Below are 23,742 nucleotides of genomic sequence, written 5' to 3'. Positions count from 1 at the left end.
CACTGCACGCCCCGCGGCCGCGCGACGCGCGCGTCGGGCTTGTGCGGCCGGCGCGGCGCCGGCCTCAGGGAGCTTGTGAGGCGACGACCACGGCGTCCGGTGGGGTGTCCGGCACGGTACGGGCGGCCAGTCGGCGCACGGCCGTGTTGAGGACGGCGATCAGGGGCACCGAGACCAGCGCGCCGGTGATGCCGGCCAGTACCACGCCGGCGGCGATACCGATGATCACCGCGAGCGGATGGATGGCCACCGCCCGACCCATGATCAGCGGCTGGAGCACGTGCCCCTCCACCTGCTGCACACCGATCACCACACCCAGGATGATCAGCGCGGTGACCGGCCCGCTGTCGACAAGCGCCACCAGCACCGCCACACCGCCGGAGAGCGTGGCGCCGACGATCGGGATGAACGCGCCGAGGAACACCAGCGCCGCCAGCGGGAACGCGAACGGGATGTCGAAGATGACAAGGAAGATGCCGATGCCGACCGCGTCGATGAACGCCACGAGCACTGTCGCGCGGACGTACGCCACGAGGGTCTGCCAGGAGGCCCGACCGGCGTCGTCGACCTTCCAGCGGGCGGCCACCGGCAGCAGCCGTACGAGGAAACGCCAGATCCGGCTGCCGTCACGCAGGAAGAAGAACGTGGCGAAGAGCACCAGCAGGGCGCCGGTCAGCACCTCCGCCAGCGTCGCGGCGGTGCTCAGCGCGCCGCTTGTGAACTTCGAGGTGTTGTCGTTGATCCAGCTCTGCGCCTCGGCGATGTAGCGGTCGAACTGGCTGTCGGAGAGGTGCAGCGGGCCGGTCTTGAACCAGTTCTGGATCTGCCGGACGCCCTCGGAGGACTTCGCGCTCAACTCCGGTACACCCTGAATGAACTCGTTGACCACGAAGGTCAGCGTGCCGATGACAGCCGCCAGGCCGCCGACCAGCACCACCGCGGTCGCCAGCGACCGGGGCAGCCGGGCCCGCAGCAGCCAGCCCACCGCCGGCGCGAGCAGCGCCGACAGCAGCAGCGCGATGGCCAGCGGAATGATCACGATCTTGATCGTGCCGACGACCCGGAGCAGCGCCCAGGCCACCACCCCGATGACGATCAGGCGCCAGCACCAGGCCGCGGCGATCCGCAGCCCGTGCGGCACATCCGCGTCATCGCGGCTGGACGTCGAGCTGTGCAGGTCCATCGCGGGCTCGGCACCGACGACCGTGGCTGCCGGCGGCGCGACCGGCCCCGGTACGGCGGGCGAGGCCACCCCGGCCGTCTCCGGCACGTCGCTCGGCTTCTGCTGGTCGGAGCGTACGGAATCCCGGCTCGACTGGTAGGCGCGGCGGAGCCGCCCGCGTACCTGCTCGAAGCGGCTCAAGCGCACCTCCTGGCAGAAAAGTCCGGCCCGCCCACGGTGACAGGTCGCACAGCATACGTCCGTCCCGACACCCTAGGACAGTTCCGCCACACAGTGCCCCCGCCACCTCTGGCGTAACCATCGGCGGCGGGTCGCCGGCGACACGGTAGCGTCTCCCCGTGACCGCCGACCAGGATTTCGACTCCGGCCTGCCGATCCGCCTGCTGCACGACCGCGTGCTGGTACGGATGGACGGCAGCGAGGGCGAGCGGCGCTCCACCGCTGGCATCGTCATCCCGGCGACAGCGGCGGTCGGCAAGCGTCTCGCCTGGGCCACCGCCGTCGGTGTGGGGCCGAACGTCCGCGCCATCGTCTCCGGCGACCGGGTGCTCTTCGACCCCGACGACCGCTCCGAGGTCGAGCTGCACGGGCGCGGGTACGTGCTGCTGCGCGAGCGCGACGTGCACGCCGTGGCGGCCGAGCGCGTCGAGAACGACTCGACCGGCCTCTACCTCTAGGCACTTTTCGGCCACCGAGCCGCGCAGGCACTCTGCACCCTGCACCGTTTGCCCGGCCCCACGTGGGGAAGCCAGCCGGCGACCGTTGCCCTGGGGAGGGACGATGCCGGTATTCGTAAAGAAGCTGCTGACCTGGGGCAGCGTCGCGTTCCTGATCTACTTCATGGCGTTCCGGCCGGATGGCGCCGCGCAGTTGTTCAAGGCGATCGGGGCCGCGCTGATGGCGATGGCCCAGGGGCTCGGTGACTTCCTCACCACCCTGATGACCTGAGCGCCGCTCGCCGCCGCACCGACCGCCGCCGCACCGACCGCCGTCAGCGGTGAGCGGGCGGCCAGGGCGCCGGCGGGCGTGCACCGGGCCAGCCGGGCGGCGCGTACCCGGGCGGTCCGTATCCGGGCGGTCCGTATCCGGGCGGAGGCGGCGGCGGGGCCAGCACCACGGGAATCGGCACCACCGGCTCGTCGGGAGCGTCCACCGGTCGCTGCGTACCGTCCGGGAAGCGCAGGTGGTAGCGGCTTCCGTCCCAGACCCCTACCGGTGCCTGCGGGTCCCGGCCCACGAAGAACGACCGGTACGCGGTGATCTGCTCCAGCAACTGCCGCTCCTCGGCGGCGGTCCGCTCCTGGTCGGCGGGCTTGCGGTCCAGGCCCCGCAACGTGCCGTCGCGCAGCAGAGCCAGTCGGGTGGCGGCGAACTGGTACCCCCGCATCGCCCGTACACCGGCGTCTCCGGCGACCCGGCGTGCCCAACTGCGGGCCGCGTGGCGACGGCCGAGGCTGCTGAGCGCGGCCACCTCGGGTGGGCTGAGCCAGCCCGCGCGCACGTAGTCAGGCAATCTCCGCTCGGTGAGCCGGCCCTCCCACGCACGCAGCCACAGCGCGAGCCCGACCATGCCGAAGAACACCGGGACCATGAGGCTGAGGAAGCCGTACAACATGATCACCACCTCGCCGGTGGCCTGGGTCAGCGTGGGCAGCAGGTTCCAGGTGCCGTGCAGGATCATCGCCAGCAGCAGGCCGGCGATGGGGGCGAGCACCCGGACCCGACGGTCGGCGGTACGGGCCGCGATGCCCAGCCCCACACCGGCCATCGAGGTGAAGAGCGGATGGGCGAACCCGAACAGGAGGATCCGGACGATGAAGATGGCGATGACCTGTTGGGTGCCGGTCGCCGGGCCGTACTGGTCGGCGCCTGCCGCATAACCGTGCCCGCCCAGGTAGAGGATGTTCTCCACCATGGCGAAGCCGACAGCGGAGAGCCCGCAGTAGACGAGGCCGTCGGTGATCCCGGACCACTCACGGCGGCGGAACACCAGCAGCAGGATCGGGCCGAGGGCCTTCGTCAACTCCTCGATGAACGGCGCCACAAGCACCCCGGTGAGCGCGACCGGCAGCCCCCTGTCGGCGAACTGGGCGGCCGAGAACTCGTTCACTGTGAGCGAGGCGGCGGTGGAGACGAAGGCTCCCCAGGTGAAGCAGAAGATCAGGTACTTCAGTGGTTCGGGCTCGTACCGGTCCAGCCAGAGGAAGCAGGCGACGAGCACCGGCACCGGCAGGATCGCGGCGACCACACCGATCAGCAGCGCCTGCGCGCCGAGCGACTGCCCGAGCGTGAAGAGCATGAAGACCGCGCACGCGGCGATGAGCAGCACCACCCCGGCCAGCACCAGGAACCGTCGCCAGCCAAGTCGGCGCAACGGCATCCGGGGCGCCTCGCCGCCGGGTGGGGTCGCGGGCGCGGGCGGCAACGACGGCAGGGGTGCACCGGGCGGGGTGTCGGCCATGCGGTCAGCGTAGCCATCCGCCGCCTGCTGTTCCGGTCGCATCCACAGCCATGCGGCCGGCACTGACGCCGGGCTGCGCGCTCAGCCGATGGGCGGCGCGGTGGGTGGCTTCGGTGCCTCGCCCGGCTCGGCCGGCTCACCGACCGGCCTCTCCTGCTCGCCGAACGCGGTGCGGATCCACCGGTTCGCCTCGTCCTGCTCGATCCCGGACGCCACGAGCAGGTCACTTGCCGTCGTACGGATCTGCGCGACAACCACGCTGCCGGAGAAGCCCACCCCGGCGCCGTACGCCCGGCCGGCCTCGCTTACCGCCCGCAACGACCGCTCCCGTGCCTTCTGCGGCTCCTGGCTGGACGCGAACTCATGCTTGAGCAGCCGGACCGCCTCGGCGAGGTGCTCGATGCCGTCCGGCATCGGCTCCGGCACGGGCTCGTCGTCCTCGATAAGCGTGACGGACCGGCGGATGAGTGTGCCGGTGTTGCGCATCGCCCGGTCGATCGGGTCGGCCGCCTCCGCGTAGTGGGTCAGCTCGCTACGGCGGTGCCAGCGGGCCGGCGAGAGGGTGGCCGTCTCCTTCGCGCCCTCGATCGCCTCGGCCAGGGTGGCCAACTCCTCCTTGTTGTTGCGCATCCGGTCCAGTGCCCGTTGGGTGGCGTCGCGGTCCCGTTTGCGCAACCCGTCGGCGGCGGCGTCGAGTTGGTCGGCGAGCAGGTCCAGCGCCGGCCGGGCGGCGCGATTGATCACCCGCAGCGGGTTGAGCGGCAGCAGGACCGCCGTCACCAGCAGCGCGACCCCGCCGCCGAGGAACGCGTCGATGAAGCGCGGGATCTCCAGATCCTCCGTGGAAGGGCTCAGCGTCACGATCAGCACCGCCGTGGCCGCCGCCTGGATGACGATGGCCATGCTGGCGCCCGCGAAGATGGTGAGCAGGATCGCCACCGTGACCACCAGGCCGAGCTGCCACGCCCCGGTGCCGACCAGGTAGATCAGGATGTCGCCGATCGCCACCCCGATCGCCACTCCGAGGATCAGCTCCACGGTCCGGCGGAATCGTTGCCCGACAGACGCGGCCAGGGTGCCGACTGCGGAGATCGGCCCGAAGACCGGCTGCGGGTTGCCGAGAAGCTTGTGCGAGATCAGGTACGCCAGTCCGGCGGCCAGCCCGGCCTGGACGGCCAGCCCACCGGCCATCCGTACCCGGTGCAGCCGGTCGTGCAGTGTGGCCCGGCTGCGGTGGCGCAGTTCCTCGGTGACCTCGGCGATGCGGGCACCGTCGACGTCCACCAGACCTTCCCGCAACGGGGCGCGGCGCACCATCGGCGGTCTCTTGTCGCGGGCCACTGCCATGGGCGCGACTACCCGTGGCGGGCGCGCTGAATCCTCCCGCCCCGCGCACCGGGGACGGATTGCGGCAAACTCGGACGGTGACCGATCTGCTGGGCCGGTGGCGGGCGGCAGCCCGGGGTGCCGGGGCGACCTGTGACGATGCCGCGGCCCGGGCCGGGGAGCAGCTGCTCACCCGGTGGCGGGAACCGCACAGGCGCTACCACACTGTGGCGCACCTGACCGCCGTACTCGATGTGGTGGACCGGCATGCCGCGCTGGCCGAGCGGGCCGACCTGGTCCGCCTGGCCGCCTGGTGCCACGACGCGATCTACGATCCCCGGGCCGCTGGCGACAGCAACGAGCGGGCCAGCGCCGAGCTGGCCGCAGACCTGCTCAGCGGGCTCGGGGTGCCGGAGGCGGCCGCGGCCGAGGTACGGCGGCTCGTGCTGCTCACCGCCGGGCACGCGGTGGGGCCCGCCGACTCGAACGGCGCCCTGCTCTGCGACGCGGACCTCGCCGTGCTGGCCGCGCCGCCGGCCGCCTACGACCGCTACGCGGCGGCGATCCGCCAGGAGTACGCGCACGTGCCCGAGCCGGCCTTCCGGGCGGGTCGGGCCGGCGTCCTCACCGCGCTGCTGGCGCTGCCCGAGTTGTTCCGGCTGCCGCCTCTCGCCGACCGATGGGAGCAGCCGGCACGGGACAACCTGCGCCGGGAACTGGCCAGCCTCAACGGGCCGTCGATGCTCGCGGACTGACCAGGTGCTTCGGGCGGCGCAGGCCGGCGTCGCGGAGCAACCGGACCACCTCCCGGCTCGGCACCACCCGCGCTCCGAGCCACACCGCCGACTCGAACCGGTCGGCCGGTATGTCGTAGTGGTCCCGGTCGAAGCCACGCCGGGGTGCGCCCAACACCTCGGCGAAGGCGTGCAACTCGGCGTAGGAGACGTCGCTGATCAGGTGTGACCAGAGTCGGTCGCGCCACGGCCAGGCGGGCTGGTCCAGGTAGAGCATGTGCCCAAGTTATCCCGCAGAGTTGATCATGTTGATGATCGGCCACCGGCGACCTAGCCTCGGCTGCATGGCCTCCACCACCGGACTCCTCGACGACCTTCGCGCCGCTCTGGGCGAGAACGCCGTGCTCACCGACCCGGACCTGCTGCGCATGCACCAGCGCGACGAGGCCGACCTCTGCGCCGCCGGGATGCCGCTTGTGGTGACCCGCCCGAGCAGCACCGAGCAGGTCGTCGCTGTGGTCCGGGCGGCGGCGCGGTACGGCGTACCTGTGGTGCCGCAGGGCGCGCGGACCGGCCTGGCCGGCGCGGCGAACGCCGTGGACGGCGCGGTGGTGCTCAGCACCGTCGCGATGAACGAGATCCGGGAGATCGACCCGGTGAGCCGGATCGCGGTGGTCCAGCCGGGGGTGGTCAACGCGACGCTTGCCGCGGCGGTGGCCAAGCAGGGGCTCTGGTACCCGCCGGACCCCGGCTCCTGGGAGTCGTCCACCATCGGCGGCAACGTGGCCACGAACGCGGGCGGCATGTGCTGCGTCAAGTACGGGGTGACCACCGAGTACGTGCTCGGCCTTGAGGTGGTGCTCGCCTCCGGCGAGGTGCTGCGCACCGGCCGGCGTACCGCAAAGGGGGTTGCCGGCTACGACCTGACGCGGCTCTTCGTCGGCTCGGAGGGCACCCTCGGGGTGATCACCGAGGTGACTGTCTCTCTCCGGCCCGCACCGGCGGAGTCGTTGACCCTGGTGGCGGTCTTCCCGTCCACGGCGGCGGCCGGCGCGGCGGTGGCCGAGATCGCGGCCCGCGGGCTGACCCCCAGCCTGCTGGAGTTGCTGGACCAGACCCACCTGCGGGCGATCGAGGCGTACCAGCCGATGGGGTTGCGGACCGACGCCCAGGCACTGCTGCTGGCCGCCGCCGACACCGGCAGCCGGGCGGCCGACGACCTGGCCGCCCTGGCCGAGGTGTGCGAGGCGGCCGGCGCCGACGAGGTGTACGCGGCCACCGACGCGGTGGAGGCCGCAGCCCTGCTCCAGGCCCGACGGTTGGCGCACCCGGCGATGGAGAAGTTCGCGGCCGACGCCTACCCGGGCGGCAACGGCGGCCTGGTGATCGACGACGTGGCGGTGCCGCGCGGATCGCTCGCCGCGCTGCTGGACGGGGTGGCCCGGATCGCTGCTGAGTGCGCGGTGCCGATCGGCGTGGTGGGGCACGCCGGGGACGGCAACATGCACCCGAACATCGTTGTCGACCGGGCCGACCCGGCGAGCGTGGAGCGGGGCCGGCGGGCGTTCGACGAGATCATGCGGCTCGGCCTGGACCTGGGTGGCACCTGCACCGGCGAGCACGGGGTGGGGTTGCTCAAGCGGGACTGGCTGGCCGCGGAGATCGGGCCGGTCGGCGTCCGGGTGCACCAGGCGATCAAGTCGGCGCTGGACCCGGCCGGGCTGCTCAACCCAGGCAAGGTGCTCTGACCCGCGCAGAGCGGTGGATCAGCCCTCGACCTCGGCCGGGGTCGCCTGGGTGAGCAACAGCAGGATCTCCCCCGCCACTGTCGTGCGCTCCTCACCCGGGCAGTCCTGCGAGGTGATCAGCCCGGAGGAGGTGAGCAGGCTCGAGGTGAGCGCGTCGATGCAGGTCGTCCGGTACCGCCGGACCTGGTCGGTCTCGTTGGCCAGCGCCGGATCGGCCAGCAGCACCTGAAGCCGTGCGGTCTGCTCCGGCGCGAGCCTGCCCCGCGAGGTGACCCCGTCGCCGGCACAGTCGAGGCACCGCCAACTGCCGTCCCGCTCGACGCTCAGGGTGCGCAGCGGACCATCCGCGCCGAGCCGTTGCAGCAGGCTGACCTGTCCCACGGCGACAGTTGTCGGGATCTCGGGCTCCGACCCACCCGCCGCCGTACCGGCTGGTGGTTGCGCGGCCGGCCCGGCGGAGGCGTCCCTGTCGAAAAGCGAACAACCGGTCAGGATGCTTGTGAGCACCGCGGCGAGCAGGAGCGGAAGTAGGCGGGGGTGCGCACGGTAAGGCACGCGCGGAACCTACCCCACCGTAGGTAGGGTCCGAAACCGCCATTGGGGGGAGAATCGATAGTTACCCCTCGGTAACGTATTTTTCATCACCGAGCGGACGGACGCAACTCTGCCTGATCATCGCCACCCCGATCCGCGGCGTAACCCCTGACGTCCGGTGCGCCCAACCGTGCCGCGTCGGCGGCGGCGTCGTCAGGCATCAACTGGGACTGCCGCTCCGCCTGCACCCGCACGCGGTAGTGCTCGACCTCGCGGGCCCGGGTCGCCGCGTCCCAACCGAGCACACCGCCCATCAGCTCGGCGGCGTGCTCCGCCGACTCCAGGCCACGGTGACTCGTCTCGAAGGAGATCCGGGTCCGCCGGGTCAGGACATCCTCCAGGTGCAGCGCACCCTCGGCCCGAGCCGCGTACGCGACCTCGGCGGCCAGGTACTCCGGAGCCCCGGCCAGCGGCGACGCGAGCAACGGATCGGCGTCGATCATGGCGAGCAGGTCCAGTGTGAGGCTGCCGTACCGCTCGAGCAGGTGCTCCAGGACACCCACCGGCACACCGTGCCGGCGCGCCAGGTCGGCACGGTCGCGCCACAGCGCCGGATAGCCGTCCGCGCCGAGCAGCGGCAGATCGGCGGTACGCGACGCACGGCCGCCACCCAACCGGCGTACCGCCCTGTCGACAACGTCCGAGGCCATCACCCGGTACGTCGTGTACTTGCCCCCGGCGACAAGCATCAGCCCGAGCATCGGCTCGAACACGGCGTGCTCGCGGGAGAGCTTCGAGGTGGAGTCGGCCTCACCGGCCAGCAACGGCCGCAGCCCGGCGTAGACGCCCTCGATGTCGGCGGTGGTCAACGGCCTGTCGAGCACGGTGTTCACCTGCTGCAACAGGTACTCGATGTCGCTGGCCGAGGCCGCCGGGTGGGACCTGTCCAGTCGCCAGTCGGTGTCGGTGGTGCCGATGATCCAGTGCCCGCCCCACGGGATGACGAAGAGCACCGAGCGCGCCGTACGCAGGATGAGCCCCGTCTCACCGGTGATCGCCGAGCGCGGCACCACCAGGTGCACCCCCTTCGAGGCGCGTACCCGGATGCCGGGCCGCAGTCCCACGTCGTTGAGCATCCGGGACATGTCGTCGCTCCACACGCCGGTGGCGGCGATCACCGTACGGGCCTGCACCTCGAACTCGGCATCCGGCGACCCGGCCGGCGCCTCAAGGTCACGCACCCGGACGCCGGTGACCTCCCGCGCCTGCCGGATCAACCCGACAGCACGGGTGCTGCTGACCACCGTGGCGCCGAGGCTGGCGGCGGTACGGGCCAGGGTGACCACCAGCCGGGCGTCGTCGACCTGCCCGTCGTAGTAGCGGATCGCCCCGGCCAGCGCATCGGCCCGCAGGCTCGGGAAGATCCGCCGAGCACCCTCCCGGGTCAGGTGCCGGTGCAGCGGCATGCCTCGGCCACCGCCGAAGAGACCGGCGAACGCGTCGTACGTGGCCACACCGGCGCCGTAGTACGAGCGGCGGAAGATCCGGGCGGGCAGGTCCCGCAGACCTCGACCCGCCGGCAGCGGCACCAGGAACGGCACCGGGCGAACGAGGTGTGGCGCGAGCCGGGTCGCCAGCAGACCGCGCTCGGTAAGCGCCTCGTGGACCAGGTGGAACTCCAACTGCTCCAGGTAGCGCAGCCCGCCGTGGATCAGTTTGCTGGAACGGCTGGACGTGCCGGAGGCGAGATCGCGTGCCTCGACCAGGGCGACCTTGAGCCCTCGGGACGCCGCGTCCAGAGCCGCGCCCGCACCTGTCACTCCGCCTCCGATGACCAGCACGTCGAAGCGTTCCGCGCGCAGTCGGCGCAGGTCAGCGGTGCGGCGGGCCGGGGAGAGCTGTCCGGCGACCGATCGGGAGATGTTGGGGTCACGCACCCGTCCACCGTAACCGCCGTGGTCACCGGTCGACATGCGGCGCTCGCCCCGTACTGTGCGAGTCATGCAGGTCGGCTCTGCGTCACCCGCTGGTCAACCACCGCCCTACCAGCCGTGGGCGGCGCCCCGGCCCAGCCCGTGGCCGGTCGTCGCGGCCGTGCTGGCGGGCTGCTGGACGGTAGCGGTCACCGTGGGAACCCAGGCCGGTGGCTGGGTCACCGACCAGGTGCTGCTGGCCTTCGGGCTGGACCGGGTCGGCTGGCTCTGGCCGGTGCTGGGTCTGGCAACCGTCGTGCTGGTGGGCACACCCGCCCTGCTGTTGACCGTGTTGCCCCGCTCTGCCGCGGTCCGGGCCACCGGATGGGTCTGGCTGGTCGCCGCGCTGGCCAGTGGGGTGTTCACTGTGCTGCGGGTAGTGCCGCCGGTGCACCACGAGGCGTACCTCGCCGGGCTTGCCGGCTCGGCGCTGCTCGGCGCGTTCGCCGTGCGCTGGTCGGCGCGCCGTCGGGCGTACCCCAGGGATTCCGACCCCGTCGCCGTCGCGGCGCCCCACGGAGACGCCGACGCCACGCGGCCCGAGGTCGCCGACGCCGTTCCCCACGGCGACGTTCACAGCGCGCGGCCCGGGGTCGCCGACGCCGCTCCCCACGGAGACAGCCACACCGCGCGGCCCGAGGTCGGCGGCGTCGCGGAGCCGGTCGGGCGGCGGCGGGAGTCGCGCCGCCCCGGGCCGGTGCCGCTGCTCGCGGTCGCCGCCGGCTTGGCGCTGCTGCTGCCGTGGGTCTGGCTGGGCGCGCTCGGCGGGCTGCTGGAGACGGTGCTCGCCGTGCTGGCGGCAGCCGCAGTGGGTGTGCTGGCCGCGACGCTGTTCGACGCTGCGTTCTGGTCGACGTTCGCTGTCGGTAGGCCGCCCCGCCCAACCCGGTTGGTGCTTGTCGGTGGGCTGGTAGCCGGGGTGGCGTTGCTGCTGCTGGCTGCCGGCGTCGGTCAGTCCGGTGCGCAGTTGCCCGCCCTGCTGACCCTGCCACCTGCGGGTTTCGCGTTGGCCGCGCTGTGGGCGGCGACCTGGCGACCTACCGCCGACCCGGCCGACGCCACGCGCGCCGGTCGGGCCGCGACCGGGTGGCTGGTGGGCCTGGCCGTGCTCGGCCCGCGGGCGTTCACCGACCCGGAAGAGATCAGCCTGCTGCTGGTCGGCACCCGCGACGTTCCGTACTGGGTGGCGGTCGCCGCTGGTGCCGGGCTCGCCGTCGCGGTCCTGGTCGCCATCGGGTACGCGGTGCTGCTCGCCCGGCCGAAGGCACGCACCCCGAGCCGCCGGGTCGCGGCGGTGGCAGCCGTGGTGCTGCTGGTGACGGCGGTCGTCGTGGACGTCGGCCCCGGCCAGCCCGGCCTGCACGGCGAGCGGCTGCTCGTGGTCCTGCGCGAGCAGGCCGACCTGAGCGACCTGCCGGCCGCCACGCCTGGGAGGGCCGGGCGGGACGCGCGGGCGGTGGAGGTCTACCGGCGGCTGGTGGCCACCGCCGAGCGGACCCAGGCCGACCTGCGCCGCGACGTCAACCGGCTACGACTCGACCCCGTCTCGTACTACCTGGTGAACGCCGTGGAGGTGGACGGCGGCCCGTTCGTGCGGGCCTGGCTGGCCCGGCGGCCCGAGGTGGCCCGTGTACTGGTCAGCCAACAACTGCGACCGCTGCCCGCCCCGGCGGGACAGACCCGGGGCACCGCACCGGCGCCCACCGGCCCGGAGTGGAACATCAGGCAGATCGGCGCCGACAAGGTCTGGTCGCAGCTCGGGGTGACCGGCTCGGGCATCGTGGTGGGCAGCTCCGATTCCGGCGTGGACGGTGGCCATCCGGCGCTGCGAGCCGGGTTCCGTGGCGGGGACGACTCCTGGTACGACCCGTGGAACGGCACCCGCACCCCCACCGACAAGGGCGGGCACGGCACCCACACGACCGGTAGCGCTGTGGGACGGGCCGGCGTCGGGGTGGCCCCGGACGCGCAGTGGGTCGGCTGCGTCAACCTGGACCGTAACCTGGGTAGCCCCGGGCACTACCTGGACTGCCTCCAGTTCATGCTGGCCCCCTTCCCGGCCGGCGGCGATCCGTTCACCGACGGCCGTCCGGAACGCGCACCGCAGGTGCTTACCAACTCGTGGGGCTGCCCGCCCATCGAAGGCTGCGACCCGGCTGCGCTGCTGCCGGCCGCCACGGCGCTCGATGCCGCAGGCATCTTCGTGGTCGCCGCAGCTGGCAACACCGGCCCGTGGTGCGCGTCGATCGACGACCCGCCCGCGCCGTACGCGAGCGTGCTGACCGTGGGTGCTGTCGACGCGCAGGGGCGGGTGGCCGAGTTCTCCTCGCGCGGACCGGTTCCGGGCGGCGACGGCAAGCCGGATGTGGTGGCGCCGGGGGTGGGTGTGGTGTCGGCAATGCCCGGCGGCGGCTACGCGGCGCTGGACGGCACGTCGATGGCGACCCCGCAGGTCGCGGGAGTGGTCGCGCTCATGTGGTCGGCGAACCCGGCGCTGGTCGGTGACCTGCCCCGGACCCGGCAGATCCTGCGCGACACTGCCACACCGGTGACGGCGACCTACCGTTCCGGCAACCCGGCCGACGCCTGCGGCGGCGCGGCCAACGTTACGGGCGCGGGGCAGGTCGATGCCTTCGCTGCTGTCCGCGCCGCCCAGCCCTAAGGAAGGGCACCTTATTAACGCCTGGTGTATAGGAAGGGGCCCTTCCTAACGCGGCGGGCGGGAACGCGGCGGGGCGGGGCGGGAAGGCGGCGGGCGGGAACGCGGCACGACGCGCGGTGATCTAGGGTCGGCCACCATGACCGCCGAGATCGTCGTCACCGAGCTGACTCCCGACCTGGCTCCCAGCGTGGTACGCCTCTGCGCACAGGCTCTCGACCTGGCGGAGGACGCCACCGAGGCGGCAGCCATCGTGGACGTGCTGTGGCCCCGGGCCGCCACAGCCGGCCGGCCGGTGGTCGGGCTGGGCGCGTACCAGGGTGCTGACCTGGTCGGCGTGCTGCTCTGCTCGGTGTCGTCGAGCGACCCGTCCCTCGGGCACGTCGACCTGGTGGCCGTGCTGCCGGAGCAGCGTCGCCGAGGTGTCGGTCGCGCGCTCCTGAGGCGGGCCGAGCGGGTGCTCGCCGAACGCGGCGCGACCGAGGTGCTGCTTGCCGGCAACCCGCCGTACTACGCGTGGCCGGGCATCGACGTCCGCTACACGCCGGCGATCTGTGCCGCCCTCGCGCTGGGCTACCGGCAGGACCGGACCGCCTGGAACATGACGGCCGACCTGTCGTACGACGGTTCGCCGGCACTGCGGTCCACCGAGGCGGCGGAGCGGCGGCTTGCCGAGCAGGGCGTCACCGTACGCCGGGCGGAGCCGGCGGACCTGCCGGCGCTGACCGAGTTCGCCCGGTCCACCTTCGGCGGCACGTGGGACGGCGAGTTGGCAGGGTCGGTGGGTCGCGAGGGCGCCGGTTGCCACATTGCGGAGCGGGACGGCGAGGTGCTCGGTTTCGCCGCGTACGGGTCGTCCCGTCCGAGTTGGTTCGGGCCGATGGGCACCGCGCCGGCTGCTGCGGGTTCGGGCATCGGCGGGGTGCTGCTGCGGCGTTGCCTGCGTGACCAGCGGGCGGCAGGGCTGGACCGGGCGCAGATCGGCTGGGTGGGGCCGGTGCCGTTCTACTCGGGCAGCGCGGGTGCCCGGATCGAGCGGGTCTTCTTCCTGTACCGGCGGACACTCGATGTCGGTTAAAGGGCGAACAGGATATAGATCCATATAACGCGATTCGCCCGCATCGGTGATCGACACCCCCTACCGTTTCGGTAAGAGGAGGCAGCCATGACCACGGATGATGACCAGACCGAGGACGGCCCGCCGATCACCTGGAAGCCTGTCGCCGAACTGCCCGGCCAACTGCCGTTCGACAGGCTCGACTACGGCGACGCCGAACAACTGGCCGAGATGGCCACCGACGACCCGGCGGCGGAGTCGCACGAGATGGTGGACGCGCCGATCCAGCTGCCTCCGCCGTACGACCAGGCGAAGAAGCGGCGCAACCAGCGGCCACTGCCCACCTGACGACAAGGGCCAAACGACGAACGGGGCGGACCGCGTCAGCGGCCCACCCCGTTCGGTGTCGGGACTGGACTCAGAAGTCCATCTCTCCGCCACCCGGGCCAGCCGGGGCAGCCGGGTTCTTCTCCGGCTTGTCCGCGACGACGGCCTCGGTGGTGAGGAAGAGCGCCGCGATGGAGGCGGCGTTCTGCAGCGCCGAGCGCGTCACCTTGGCCGGGTCGATGATGCCCGCGGCCAGCAGGTCGACGTACTCGCCGTTGGCGGCGTTGAGTCCGTGACCCGCTTCGAGGTTACGGACCTTCTCCACCACGACGCCGCCCTCGAGGCCGGCGTTGACGGCGATCTGCCGCAGCGGGGCGTCCAGCGCGACCTTGACGATGTTGGCACCGGTCGCCTCGTCGCCGACCAGGTCCAGCTTGTCGAAGGCGGTCTTGCCGGCCTGCACCAGCGCGACGCCACCACCCGGGACGATGCCCTCCTCGACGGCCGCCTTCGCGTTGCGAACGGCGTCCTCGATGCGGTGCTTGCGCTCCTTGAGCTCGACCTCGGTGGCCGCGCCGACCTTGATCACCGCGACGCCACCGGCCAGCTTGGCCAGCCGCTCCTGCAGCTTCTCACGGTCGTAGTCGGAGTCGCTCTTGTCGATCTCGGCCCGGATCTGGTTGACCCGACCCTGGATCTGCTCGGCGTCACCGGCACCGTCGACGATCGTGGTCTCGTCCTTGGTCACCACGACCTTGCGGGCGCGGCCCAGCATGTCGAGGCCGACGGCGTCGAGCTTGAGGCCAACCTCCTCGCTGATGACCTGACCACCGGTGAGGATGGCGATGTCGGCGAGCATGGCCTTGCGGCGGTCACCGAAGCCCGGCGCCTTGACGGCGACCGACTTGAAGGTGCCCCGGACCTTGTTGACGACAAGGGTGGCCAGGGCCTCGCCCTCGATGTCCTCGGCGATGATCAGCAGCGACTTGCCCGACTGCATGACCTTCTCGAGGATCGGGAGCAGGTCCTTGACCGACGAGATCTTGCTGTTGACGATCAGGAGGTAGGGGTCGTCGAAGACGGCCTCCATGCGCTCCGGGTCGGTCATGAAGTAGGCCGAGATGTAGCCCTTGTCGAAGCGCATGCCCTCGGTGAGCTCAAGCTCCAGCCCGAAGGTGTTGCTCTCCTCGACGGTGATGACGCCTTCCTTGCCGACCTTGTCCATCGCCTCGGCGATGATCTCGCCGACGGTGCTGTCACCGGCGGAGATGGAGGCGGTGGAGGCGATCTGCTCCTTGGTCTCGACGTCCTTGGCGAGCTTGGACAGCTCCTCCGAGACGCTCGCGACAGCAGCCTCGATGCCCCGCTTCAGGGCCATCGGGTTGGCGCCAGCGGCCACGTTGCGCAGACCCTCGCGAACCAGAGCCTGGGCCAGGACGGTCGCCGTCGTCGTGCCGTCACCGGCAACGTCGTCGGTCTTCTTGGCGACCTCCTTGACCAGCTCGGCGCCGATCTTCTCGTACGGGTCCTCGAGCTCGATCTCCTTGGCGATGCTCACACCATCGTTGGTGATGGTGGGGGCACCCCACTTCTTCTCGAGCACCACGTTGCGGCCCTTCGGGCCGAGGGTCACCTTTACGGCGTCGGCGAGCTGGTTCATGCCTCGCTCGAGGCCGCGGCGAGCCTCTTCGTCGAACGCGATCATCTTGGCCATACGGCGTTGTCCTCCTGGACACTCACGGGCCACCCGAGATTGTGCCCCGGATGGGCCGCCTGGTGTACGCACCTTGGGACGTCGCCACCTGGCGACGACGACGTCCTTCGGCCGGGCCGGATAGCCCGCGACGACCGGCCATGTGCCGCCCCGGTGTCTCCACACCGGTGCAACCTGGCCCCACCGTCCCGACCATTGGCACTCACAGTGTGCGAGTGCCAATGCCTTTTTTAGCACTCTCACCTGCCGAGTGCAAGCACGATGGGGCCGCTCAGCCGAGTTCCGCGGCCAGTCCGGCGCTGTTCACCGGCCCCTCATGGGCCCGCTGCTCGGTGTACGTGACCAGCAGGCCGACCAGCTGGACGAGGTAGGCCGGCAGGGCCAGGACCGAGGTGACCGCGATCACGACCACCACGCCCACTGCGGAGCCCGGCGACCCGAATGGATCCGTACCGAAGGGGGCGGTGCCCACCGACTCCAGGGCACCGGAGATCAAGCTGACGACGAGCACCACGCCGCCCACCAGCGCCACCCGGCCGAGCATCATCCCGAACCGGTCGTGGAACATCCGGAACGACCGGCCGATCGGGTTCTGCCGTTCGAAGAGGTAGACCGGGCCGGCCATGCTCAGCGCAAACGCCAGATAGATGCCCGGCAGTAGGCAGAGACAGAGACCCACACCGACGAGCAGGCCCATCACCAGCGTCCAGCCCCACAGACCGAGCGCCCGGCGTACGCCGTACCCCAGCGCCGCGTCGAGGCTGGCCGGCCTGCCGGCGGCCTGCTGGGTGATCACCCAACTGCCTGCGGCCCACCCGATGGCCTGCACCGCACCGATAAGCAGGCTGCCGACGATCAGCACCACGGCGAAGGTCAACAGCTCTGTACCGAAGTTGTCCGGCAGCCCGGCAGCCGGGTCAGGGGGCTGCGTGTCCCACCCGGCTGACGGGTCCAGGGCCAGCGAGATGATCGCCAGGGCGGCTGCGGGCAGCACCTGGGTGAGCAGCAGAATCGGCACCAACTGCCGCCAGCCCCGCCGCAGCCCGCCGTTGAACCGTTGAAGCCAGCCCGGAAGACCGGCACCCGGTGGCGTGACCAGCGGGTCGTTGGGGTCGATGCCGGGTGGGTACCAGCCGACCTGCGGCCCCGGATACCAGTACTGGCCGCCGTAGGGACCAGCGCCGGGCGGGTAGCCGCCGGTGGGCGGGAAGACCCAGCCCTGCGGGGGTGGACCAGCCTGCGGACCCCAGCCGGCCTGCGGGTCACCCCAGCCCTGCGGCGGCGGACCGGCCTGCGGACCCCCGCCCGCCTGCGGGGCACCCCAGCCCGCCGGCTGACCCCACCCACCCTGCGGGGCACCCCACCCTGGCGGCGGGCCGGCGGGCAGCTGACCTGCCGGTTGGCCCCAGCCACCCTGGGCGGCGTCCCACCCGGGCTGCTGACCGGGGTACGCGCCGGATGTGGGCGTCGCACCGGGCTGGAGCGGATCGGACGGACCCGGCTCCCCCGGCCCGATGGGCGGGTTGGGCGGGGGCGGCTGGTCAGTCATGAACCCTCCTCAGCATTGGCTGGAACGGTTCACGATCTTCCAGGGTGGGCTTCGTCGGCGCAGCCCCGACCCGCCGACGACCGGGCATGATTCAGCGCCCGGCCGGGCGGATGGGTGCGGGGCTGCGCTCAGGCGACGACGCGCACGTGCTCGGCCTGCGGACCCTTCTGACCCTGGGCGATCTCGAACTCCACCCGCTGACCGTCGTCCAGCGCCTTGTAGCCGTCCATCTCGATCGCGGAGAAGTGGACGAACACGTCCTGACCGCCGTCGACGGCAATGAAGCCGTAGCCCTTTTCGGCGTTGAACCACTTCACGGTGCCCTGTGCCACGGTGCACTTCCTCACTCTGCGCGGCGTTGCCTGGCCCCGGCGCACGGCAGGGCCGGACGCCTCCGGCCCACCGCTTCAGCGATCGACGACGGCCGCTGAAGGGGGTGACCGAAATCGCACGCTACACGAGGAGTGACGGCCGCGCACGACCACAAATCGGGCATATTCCTGACCCTTCCCTCAGCACGCCTGACGGTGGCGACAACCCCCGCTTGATTTACGCCCGTCGTTGCGCAGGTGGCCGCTGCCGGCCCTGATCAACCACCGCGGGATGCGCGTGGGCCTGCCGAGGATCCGGGTGGGAACGGGTCAGGCGCGGTCCGGAAAACGGCTTCTGCCCCTGTGGTAGGCATGCAGACATGACCACCGACACCGACTCGGCCGCCGTTCGACAGGCGAAGATCCGTCGGGTCCGGCCGGAGGATGCCGGCCGGATGCGGGCCCTGCGCCTGGAGATGCTCGCCGACGCGCCGTTGGCCTTCCTGGAGACCCTGGCGGAAGCGGCGGCCCGGCCGCACGCCGAGTACGCGGCCCGGATCGCGTACACCTCGATCGGGTCCGACACCGCGCAGTTCGTCGCCGATCCCGGAGGTCGGCTGGTCGGGCACGCCGGTGGCACTGTGGCGCCGCGCGAGGCCGACCTGACAGTGATCTACGCGGTCTATGTCACGCCGACCTGGCGGGGCAGCGGCCTGCTCGGTGATCTGATCGACGAGGTGGCGGCCTGGTCGCTGGCCTGCGGCCGGCCGGAGTTGATGCTTGAGGTGGTGGTCGGCAACGACCGTGCCTGTCGCGCCTATCAGCGGCTGGGCTTCAAGGACACCGGGGTACGCGTGCCCCACCCCACGATCCCGGCCCTGACCGAACTACAGATGCGCCGCCCCGCCTGATCCCACTGCAAAACCGCGTGCTGATCTGATCCACCCCAAGCCCGCAGGCTTCGACAAGCGTGCCCACAAAGGGTTTCCGGGGCAGCCCGACCCGCGCAGGGATCAAGCCTGACCGCCCGGAGCGGGTCGGGCTGCCCCGGAAACCCCAACCGCAACCACAATCAGACGTGACGCCGCGACTGCACCACCCGGAACCGGTTGGCGACATAAGCCCCGTCGGTCAGCGCCGAGTTGGCCGCCGCGTTCGCCCCGCTGCCGTGGAAGTCGGAGAACGCCGCGGACTGGTTCACGAAAACCCCACCGGTCAGGTTGCAGGACAGGTGCACCCCGACGTCGACGGCCACCGCCTCGGCGGCGTCCAGCACTGCTTCGTCGGTCGAGTAGACCGCCGCCGTGAGCGCGCCCTTCTCGCCGACGGTCCGGCGCATCAGCTCCAGGCTGTGCGCCGTGGAGTCGGTCGCGATGGCGAACGAGATGGGCCCGAACCACTCCCGGCCGTAGGTGTCCGCGTCGTCCGCGGCCAGCTTCACGATCGTCGGGGTACGCACCACGGCGTCGGCGTACGACGGGTGCGCGACGGCCCGCGACTCCAGGATGGGCTCGCCGACCTTTGTCACCTCGGCCAGCCGCTCCAGCACGCCGTCGTTGACGATGGCGCCGGTCAGCTCGACGCCCCGCGCCGGGTCGGCGGTGAGCTTGCCGACCGCCGCGGCGATGCCGCCGGCCACCTCGTCGAAGCTCTTGTGGCCCTGGTCGGTCTCGATGCCACCGGCCGGGATGAGGATGTTCTGCGAGGTGGTGCACATCTGGCCGCTGTAGAGGGTCAGCGTGAAGCCGAGGTTGCGGCACATGCCGGCGAAGTCGTCGGTGGAGTCGATCACCACCGTGTTCAGCCCGGCCTTCTCGGTGTAGACCGACGCCTGCCGGGCGTGCGTCTCCAGCCAGTCGCCGTACTCAGTGGACCCGGTGAAGTCGACGATCTTCATGGACCGGTGCAGGGCCAGGTCGCTGGCTAGCTTTTCGCCGGGCGCCTCGGCGGCCAGCAGGATCAGGTTCGGGTCGAAGCCGGCCTCGGCGAGCACCTCCCGGGCGTACTTCACTGTGACGGCCAGGGGCAGCACCGCGCGCGGGTGCGGCTTGACGATCACCGGGTTGCCGGTGACGAGCGAGGCGAACAGCCCGGGGTACGAGTTCCACGTCGGGAAGGTGTTGCAGCCGATCACCAGCGCCACTCCACGGGGCACCACGTGGAAGGTCTTCGTCATCCGCAGCGGGTCGCCCTTGCCCGCGGGCTTCTCCCAACCGGCCGTCTGCGGGTGCCGGGTCATCTCGGCGTACGCGTACGCCAGCGACTCCAGCGCCCGGTCCAGCGCGTGCGCGCCGCCGGCCTGGAAGGCCATCACGAACGCCTGCCCGCTGGTGAACTGCACAGCGTTGGCAAGCTCGAAGATGTGCTTGTGCAACCGGTCGAGGATCTCCAGGCAGACGCCCACCCGGGCCTGCGGGCCGGCGTCACGCCAGGCCGGCAGCGCCGTCGAGGCAGCCCTGATCAGCTCGTCGGTGCCGGCGTGCGGGTAGCGCACGGCCAACTCCACACCGAACGGGCTCGCCTCGGTGGCGATCCGCCGGCCCGTGCCGGGCTGGTCGAGGGGGAAGTCCCCACCGAGGTACGCCTCGAAGGCGGCCTTGCCGTCGGCGGCGGCGGTCTCGCCGTACACCCGGGGGCTTGGGGATTCTGGGTACGCGGACCAGTAGCCCCGCTCCGTGATCGCGGTCAGCGCACGGTTGAGGGTGTCGGCGTGCCTGTCGTACAGGGGATGCGGGGTCTCCGTCATGCCGCCATCATGCCTGAGGACCCCGCGCGAGCAGTAGCGCCGATCGCCCGTCAGAGGGTGAGCTGCCAGTTGTTCCAGGAGTCCACCGGGCGGAAGCCGAGCCGCTCGTTGATCGCCACCATGTAACTGTTGCTTGCCGCGTTGAAGGTGTCGACGACGCGTACCGCCGGCTCGTGGGTGAGCAGGTGATGCAGATTTTCGATCTTGGCGAGCAGACCGAGCCGGTGCCCACGGTGAGCGGGGTCGACGATGGTGATCTGCTGGAAGGCGTGCCAGTCTGCGCTGGCGCCCACGTCGAGCAGGGTCCAGGCGACAAGCCGACCGGACGCCTCGTGTCGCATCCCGAGGTGGTAGCGCCGCCGGCCCCTGGCCTCCAACGCCCGGTCGGTGCCCCGGATGCGTTCGGCGTCGACCTGCTCCGGCTCCCACTGCACGTCGCCCATTGGCGCGTCGATGAGCAGTCGGCCGTCCAGATAGGCGATGTCCGCCAGGTACTCCGTCGGGGTCGCACCCTGCCAGGTGACGGACTGATAGCCCTCGGCCATGGTGTGGGCCTCGGCGAGCGCAGCGCGCAGCGCGACCCGGTCGATGCTGTCGATGTCGAGTCGGCGACGCACGTCGACAAGCGCGGCCTGGGCTCCTATCGTGGCGGCGAACGCGTCACCCGCCACTGATCGGGGCGGCCCGTCGGGCATCGTGGAGACGGTCATCCCGACCACCCGCTTGCGTCCGTGCTCGCGCAGCAGGCGTACCCCGTACTCGTGCAGTGCCCGGCCGACGCCGCGACGCCGCAGCTCGGGATGCACCGTCAGCTCGACTGTCGCGTTGTCGGTGTTGTCGAGCTGGGGCAGGTCCAGTTGCAGGTAGCCGGCCGGTACGCCGTCCAGCCGGGCCAGCGCCCAGAGCGACTCGGTGCCGGGCATCGGCGTGTGGAACAGCGCGTCGAAGCGACGCCGGCAGAACGGCGGGAAGTCCGGCATGTCGACGTCGTTGGCGGCCGCGCCGATCCGGTACGCCTCGTCGACAGCGGCCCGGTCGGCGCCGTCGAAGGACGCGATCGTGATGCTCATGCCGGCGAGCCTGTCACCGGGAAAAGCGATCGGGCCACCGAATTAATCCGGTGGCCCGATCGGACGTGGTCGGGAGGGACACTCGCACAACGCCTCCGGCGTTGGGTCGCAAGAACTTCAAAAGTCTCCGGCGAAATGCCCTCCCGCACGGAGCATCTTGCGCCGTCCGGTTCCTGTCGTCAAGTCCGCAGCGGCGGGTTTTCTACACTCACTGCGAAAAGCCAGTTACAGGGCGGATCGGCCCGATCCCCCGTCCGGGCGATCCCCCGCCCCCGACCGGCGGTGGACGTCAGCCGAGGAGACCGGCGTCGCGGGCGGCGCGCAGAGAGGGCTTGATGTGGTGGGTCGGGCCGACCTGACCGGCCACGGCGTCGATGGTCTTCAGCCCTTCGCCGGTGTTGAACACGACAGTCTCGGCCGTCGGGTCGAGCCGACCGGACTCGACAAGCTTGCGCAGTACCGCCACGGTGACGCCACCCGCGGTCTCGGCGAAGACCCCGGTGGTGCGGGCCAGGTCGCGGATGCCGGCACGGATCTCGTCGTCGTCGACGTACTCCATCCAGCCGCCGGTGCGACGGACCGCCTCCAGCGCGTAGAGGCCGGCGGCCGGGTCACCGATGTTGAGGGACTTGGCGATGCCTGTCGGCTTGACCGGGGTGATGGTGTCGGTGTCGGCGTGCAGCGCCGAGGCGATCGGGTTGCAGCCGGCCGACTGGGCGCCGAAGACCTTCCAGCCACCGGCCGGCGCCTCGACCAGGCCGATCTCGACAAGCTCGGAGAACGCCTTGTCAATCTTGGTGAGCAGCTCGCCGCTGGCCATCGGGATGACCACCTGGGCGGGGATCCGCCAGCCGAGCTGTTCGGCGACCTCGTAGCCGAGGGTCTTGGAGCCCTCCGCGTAGTACGGCCGGACGTTGACGTTGACGAACGCGGTGTCCTCGAACTCGTCGGTCTCGACCAGCTCGCCGCAGAGCCTGTTCACGTCGTCGTACGAGCCGTCGATGGCGACGAGTTCGCCGCCGTAGACGGCGGTGGTGATGACCTTGCCCTGTTCCAGGTCGCTGGGGATGAAGACAATCGAGGGCACCCCGGCCCGGGCGGCGTGCGCGGCCACCGAGTTGGCCAGGTTGCCTGTCGACGCGCAGGCGAACCGGGTGAAGCCGAGCGCCTTGGCGGCGGTGAGCGCCACCGACACGACCCGGTCCTTGAACGAGTGGGTGGGATTGGCGCTGTCGTCCTTGACCCAGAGCGGCGCGGTGATGCCCAGCTCGGCGGCGAGGTGCGGGGCCGCCACCAGCGGCGTCAGACCGGGGTTGACGGTGACCCGGGTGGCCGGGTCCTGACCGGCGGGCAGCAGCGCGGCGTACCGCCAGATGTTGTTCGGGCCGGCCTCGATCTGCTCGCGGGTGACGGTGGCTAGGGCGGCGGTGTCGTAGTCGACCTCCAGCGGGCCGAAACACTCGTAGCAGGCGTGCTGCGCGGCGAGCGGGTAGCGGGCCGAACAGGCGCGGCAGACCAGGGCGCGGGCGGGGCTGGCGGAGGTGTCGATGCCGGAGGCGGCGAGCGTCGACGTCATGTCGAGAGTCCTCTCATCTTTCCCCGCATCGCACGGTGCGGCAGGGACGGAATTGGCACCTGCCCCACGGGTCGCTCAGCGGTGAGCGCGCGGGGTGGTTGCCGGGGCGTCGTCGGGCCGTATCCCTCAGCCCCTCTGGATGAGGTATTCAGTTGTGCCGCCGATTCTAGGCACCGGCGGCCGTCGCATCCAGCGCTGATCCCACGCTGTGAGCTAACCGACCAGGCCAGGACGGGTGACGAGCACGGCGCGTCGCCGGGGCCGCCTCGTCGAGGCCCCGGCGACGCGCGGTGGGAGTGCGGTCAGACCGGTACCGAAGTGGGCTCGGCGATCGGCGCGGTCAGAGTGGCGGGGCGACGCCGGGCCAACAGCGAGTCGAGCGCCCAGGAGCCTGGGCCGAGCACCGCGACCAGCAGGAAGGACCAGCAGAAGAGCGCGGACAACTCACCGCCGTTCTGTAGCGGCAGCAGGCCGTCCGGCTGGTGCACGACGAAGTAGGCGTACGCCATCGAACCGGAGGCGAGAATCGCGGCCGGTCGGGTGAAGAGACCGACAAGCACCAGCGCACCGCAGATCAGCTGAATCAGCGCGGCCCACCAGCCTGGCCACGTGCCGAGGGGTATCGCCTTGCCGGTCACGGGGTTGCCGCCGAACAACCCGAAGATCGAGGACAGGCCGTGCAGCGCGAACAGCAGGCCGGTCACGATGCGGAACAGGGACAGGATCGGCCCGCCGAGCCGAGAGACGTTCATGGAACCTCCCATAGATGGATAT

The 23,742-nt window shown here is 71.5% G+C and carries 21 protein-coding genes and 1 riboswitch; of the genes, 8 read left to right on the top strand and 13 right to left on the bottom strand.

The window, feature by feature from the left end; all coding sequences use genetic code 11:
- Nucleotides 1–64 precede the first annotated feature (64 nt).
- Nucleotides 65–1,369: an AI-2E family transporter gene (locus tag F4558_RS29005; protein ID WP_312877410.1), complete on the bottom strand. Its 1,305-nt coding sequence runs from the start codon at nt 1,367–1,369 to the stop codon at nt 65–67.
- 152 nt (nt 1,370–1,521) lie between these two features.
- Between F4558_RS29005 and F4558_RS29000 the strand changes: the two genes are divergently transcribed.
- The gene (locus tag F4558_RS29000; RefSeq protein WP_053654316.1) at nt 1,522–1,860 is read left to right on the top strand and encodes a GroES family chaperonin; all 339 of its coding nucleotides are present in this window, start codon (nt 1,522–1,524) and stop codon (nt 1,858–1,860) included.
- A gap of 103 nt (nt 1,861–1,963) precedes the next feature.
- Nucleotides 1,964–2,131: a hypothetical protein gene (locus tag F4558_RS28995; RefSeq protein WP_167946833.1), complete on the top strand. Its 168-nt coding sequence runs from the start codon at nt 1,964–1,966 to the stop codon at nt 2,129–2,131.
- 43 nt (nt 2,132–2,174) lie between these two features.
- Here the strand turns inward: F4558_RS28995 and F4558_RS28990 are convergent, their stop codons facing one another.
- The gene (locus F4558_RS28990; protein ID WP_167946831.1) at nt 2,175–3,686 is read right to left on the bottom strand and encodes a PrsW family intramembrane metalloprotease; all 1,512 of its coding nucleotides are present in this window, start codon (nt 3,684–3,686) and stop codon (nt 2,175–2,177) included.
- 39 nt (nt 3,687–3,725) lie between these two features.
- Nucleotides 3,726–4,961 (bottom strand): FUSC family protein, encoded by a 1,236-nt coding sequence (locus tag F4558_RS28985; RefSeq protein WP_167947727.1) that lies wholly within the window; start codon nt 4,959–4,961, stop codon nt 3,726–3,728.
- A gap of 107 nt (nt 4,962–5,068) precedes the next feature.
- Between F4558_RS28985 and F4558_RS28980 the strand changes: the two genes are divergently transcribed.
- Nucleotides 5,069–5,725 (top strand): HD domain-containing protein, encoded by a 657-nt coding sequence (locus F4558_RS28980; RefSeq protein ID WP_167946829.1) that lies wholly within the window; start codon nt 5,069–5,071, stop codon nt 5,723–5,725.
- On the opposite strand, the gene F4558_RS28975 is transcribed toward F4558_RS28980, so the two are convergent.
- Complete coding sequence (locus F4558_RS28975) at nt 5,697–5,981, bottom strand: DUF4031 domain-containing protein (RefSeq protein WP_167946827.1); 285 nt, start codon at nt 5,979–5,981, stop codon at nt 5,697–5,699. The two genes, F4558_RS28980 and F4558_RS28975, sit on opposite strands and share 29 nt — an antisense overlap.
- 67 nt (nt 5,982–6,048) lie before the next feature.
- Here F4558_RS28975 and F4558_RS28970 point away from each other — a divergent pair, with 67 nt between their 5' ends.
- Nucleotides 6,049–7,452, top strand: a complete 1,404-nt coding sequence (locus F4558_RS28970) for an FAD-binding oxidoreductase (RefSeq protein ID WP_053654322.1) — start codon at nt 6,049–6,051, stop codon at nt 7,450–7,452.
- Nucleotides 7,453–7,470: 18 nt separating this feature from the next.
- Here F4558_RS28970 and F4558_RS28965 read toward each other — a convergent pair whose 3' ends face one another.
- Nucleotides 7,471–8,007 carry a hypothetical protein gene (locus F4558_RS28965; RefSeq protein WP_167946825.1) on the bottom strand — a complete coding sequence of 179 codons (537 nt, stop codon included), beginning with the start codon at nt 8,005–8,007 and terminating at the stop codon, nt 7,471–7,473.
- A gap of 86 nt (nt 8,008–8,093) precedes the next feature.
- Entirely contained in the window at nt 8,094–9,908 is a 1,815-nt protein-coding gene (locus F4558_RS28960) for a glycerol-3-phosphate dehydrogenase/oxidase (RefSeq protein WP_197281504.1), read from the bottom strand.
- Nucleotides 9,909–9,987: 79 nt separating this feature from the next.
- Between F4558_RS28960 and F4558_RS28955 the strand changes: the two genes are divergently transcribed.
- From F4558_RS28955 to F4558_RS28945, 3 genes are all read left to right on the top strand, one after another.
- Nucleotides 9,988–12,621 carry a S8 family serine peptidase gene (locus F4558_RS28955; RefSeq protein ID WP_167946823.1) on the top strand — a complete coding sequence of 878 codons (2,634 nt, stop codon included), beginning with the start codon at nt 9,988–9,990 and terminating at the stop codon, nt 12,619–12,621.
- Between the two features lie 136 nt (nt 12,622–12,757).
- The gene (locus F4558_RS28950; protein WP_053654330.1) at nt 12,758–13,696 is read left to right on the top strand and encodes a GNAT family N-acetyltransferase; all 939 of its coding nucleotides are present in this window, start codon (nt 12,758–12,760) and stop codon (nt 13,694–13,696) included.
- 87 nt (nt 13,697–13,783) lie between these two features.
- A complete protein-coding gene (locus F4558_RS28945) occupies nt 13,784–14,023 on the top strand; it encodes a hypothetical protein (RefSeq protein WP_167946821.1) in 240 nt (79 codons plus the stop codon).
- Nucleotides 14,024–14,093: 70 nt separating this feature from the next.
- Here F4558_RS28945 and groL read toward each other — a convergent pair whose 3' ends face one another.
- The 3 genes from groL to F4558_RS28930 form a co-directional block, all read right to left on the bottom strand.
- Entirely contained in the window at nt 14,094–15,716 is a 1,623-nt protein-coding gene (gene groL, locus F4558_RS28940; RefSeq protein ID WP_167946819.1) for a chaperonin GroEL, read from the bottom strand.
- Nucleotides 15,717–15,987: 271 nt separating this feature from the next.
- Nucleotides 15,988–17,265: a hypothetical protein gene (locus F4558_RS31335; protein ID WP_209273435.1), complete on the bottom strand. Its 1,278-nt coding sequence runs from the start codon at nt 17,263–17,265 to the stop codon at nt 15,988–15,990.
- A gap of 128 nt (nt 17,266–17,393) precedes the next feature.
- On the bottom strand, nt 17,394–17,597 hold the full coding sequence (locus tag F4558_RS28930; RefSeq protein WP_053654337.1) for a cold-shock protein: 204 nt from the start codon (nt 17,595–17,597) through the stop codon (nt 17,394–17,396).
- Between the two features lie 359 nt (nt 17,598–17,956).
- Between F4558_RS28930 and F4558_RS28925 the strand changes: the two genes are divergently transcribed.
- Complete coding sequence (locus F4558_RS28925) at nt 17,957–18,487, top strand: GNAT family N-acetyltransferase (RefSeq protein ID WP_167946817.1); 531 nt, start codon at nt 17,957–17,959, stop codon at nt 18,485–18,487.
- Nucleotides 18,488–18,648: 161 nt separating this feature from the next.
- On the opposite strand, the gene paaN is transcribed toward F4558_RS28925, so the two are convergent.
- The 4 genes from paaN to F4558_RS28905 form a co-directional block, all read right to left on the bottom strand.
- Nucleotides 18,649–20,322, bottom strand: a complete 1,674-nt coding sequence (gene paaN, locus F4558_RS28920; protein ID WP_167946815.1) for a phenylacetic acid degradation protein PaaN — start codon at nt 20,320–20,322, stop codon at nt 18,649–18,651.
- A 50-nt stretch (nt 20,323–20,372) separates the two neighbouring features.
- Nucleotides 20,373–21,392 carry a GNAT family N-acetyltransferase gene (locus F4558_RS28915; RefSeq protein WP_053654344.1) on the bottom strand — a complete coding sequence of 340 codons (1,020 nt, stop codon included), beginning with the start codon at nt 21,390–21,392 and terminating at the stop codon, nt 20,373–20,375.
- Nucleotides 21,393–21,681: 289 nt separating this feature from the next.
- Nucleotides 21,682–22,968, bottom strand: a complete 1,287-nt coding sequence (gene thrC, locus F4558_RS28910) for a threonine synthase (RefSeq protein ID WP_053654345.1) — start codon at nt 22,966–22,968, stop codon at nt 21,682–21,684.
- Between the two features lie 10 nt (nt 22,969–22,978).
- Nucleotides 22,979–23,114: riboswitch (SAM riboswitch) on the bottom strand.
- A 156-nt stretch (nt 23,115–23,270) separates the two neighbouring features.
- Complete coding sequence (locus F4558_RS28905) at nt 23,271–23,720, bottom strand: DoxX family protein (protein ID WP_053654347.1); 450 nt, start codon at nt 23,718–23,720, stop codon at nt 23,271–23,273.
- Nucleotides 23,721–23,742: the final 22 nt, after the last annotated feature.

The organism is Micromonospora profundi, from assembly GCF_011927785.1.
In the GTDB taxonomy this organism is placed as follows: Bacteria; Actinomycetota; Actinomycetes; order Mycobacteriales; family Micromonosporaceae; genus Micromonospora; species Micromonospora profundi.
Note: the sequence above shows the minus strand (reverse complement) of the source record. Positions and strands in the feature narration are given on the sequence as shown.

Bases quoted from the DNA above. Each gene is read 5' to 3' on its own strand.
- paaN (WP_167946815.1), bottom strand. From the start codon at position 20,322: ATGACGGAGACCCCGCATCCCCTGTACGACAGGCACGCCGACACCCTC.
- F4558_RS28915 (WP_053654344.1), bottom strand. From the start codon at position 21,392: ATGAGCATCACGATCGCGTCCTTCGACGGCGCCGACCGGGCCGCTGTC.
- F4558_RS28925 (WP_167946817.1), top strand. From the start codon at position 17,957: ATGACCACCGACACCGACTCGGCCGCCGTTCGACAGGCGAAGATCCGT.
- F4558_RS28990 (WP_167946831.1), bottom strand. From the start codon at position 3,686: ATGCGACCGGAACAGCAGGCGGCGGATGGCTACGCTGACCGCATGGCC.
- F4558_RS31335 (WP_209273435.1), bottom strand. From the start codon at position 17,265: ATGACTGACCAGCCGCCCCCGCCCAACCCGCCCATCGGGCCGGGGGAG.
- groL (WP_167946819.1), bottom strand. From the start codon at position 15,716: ATGGCCAAGATGATCGCGTTCGACGAAGAGGCTCGCCGCGGCCTCGAG.
- F4558_RS28945 (WP_167946821.1), top strand. From the start codon at position 13,784: ATGACCACGGATGATGACCAGACCGAGGACGGCCCGCCGATCACCTGG.
- F4558_RS28985 (WP_167947727.1), bottom strand. From the start codon at position 4,961: ATGGTGCGCCGCGCCCCGTTGCGGGAAGGTCTGGTGGACGTCGACGGT.
- F4558_RS28955 (WP_167946823.1), top strand. From the start codon at position 9,988: ATGCAGGTCGGCTCTGCGTCACCCGCTGGTCAACCACCGCCCTACCAG.
- F4558_RS28995 (WP_167946833.1), top strand. From the start codon at position 1,964: ATGCCGGTATTCGTAAAGAAGCTGCTGACCTGGGGCAGCGTCGCGTTC.
- F4558_RS28905 (WP_053654347.1), bottom strand. From the start codon at position 23,720: ATGAACGTCTCTCGGCTCGGCGGGCCGATCCTGTCCCTGTTCCGCATC.
- F4558_RS28950 (WP_053654330.1), top strand. From the start codon at position 12,758: ATGACCGCCGAGATCGTCGTCACCGAGCTGACTCCCGACCTGGCTCCC.
- thrC (WP_053654345.1), bottom strand. From the start codon at position 22,968: ATGACGTCGACGCTCGCCGCCTCCGGCATCGACACCTCCGCCAGCCCC.
- F4558_RS28975 (WP_167946827.1), bottom strand. From the start codon at position 5,981: ATGCTCTACCTGGACCAGCCCGCCTGGCCGTGGCGCGACCGACTCTGG.
- F4558_RS28970 (WP_053654322.1), top strand. From the start codon at position 6,049: ATGGCCTCCACCACCGGACTCCTCGACGACCTTCGCGCCGCTCTGGGC.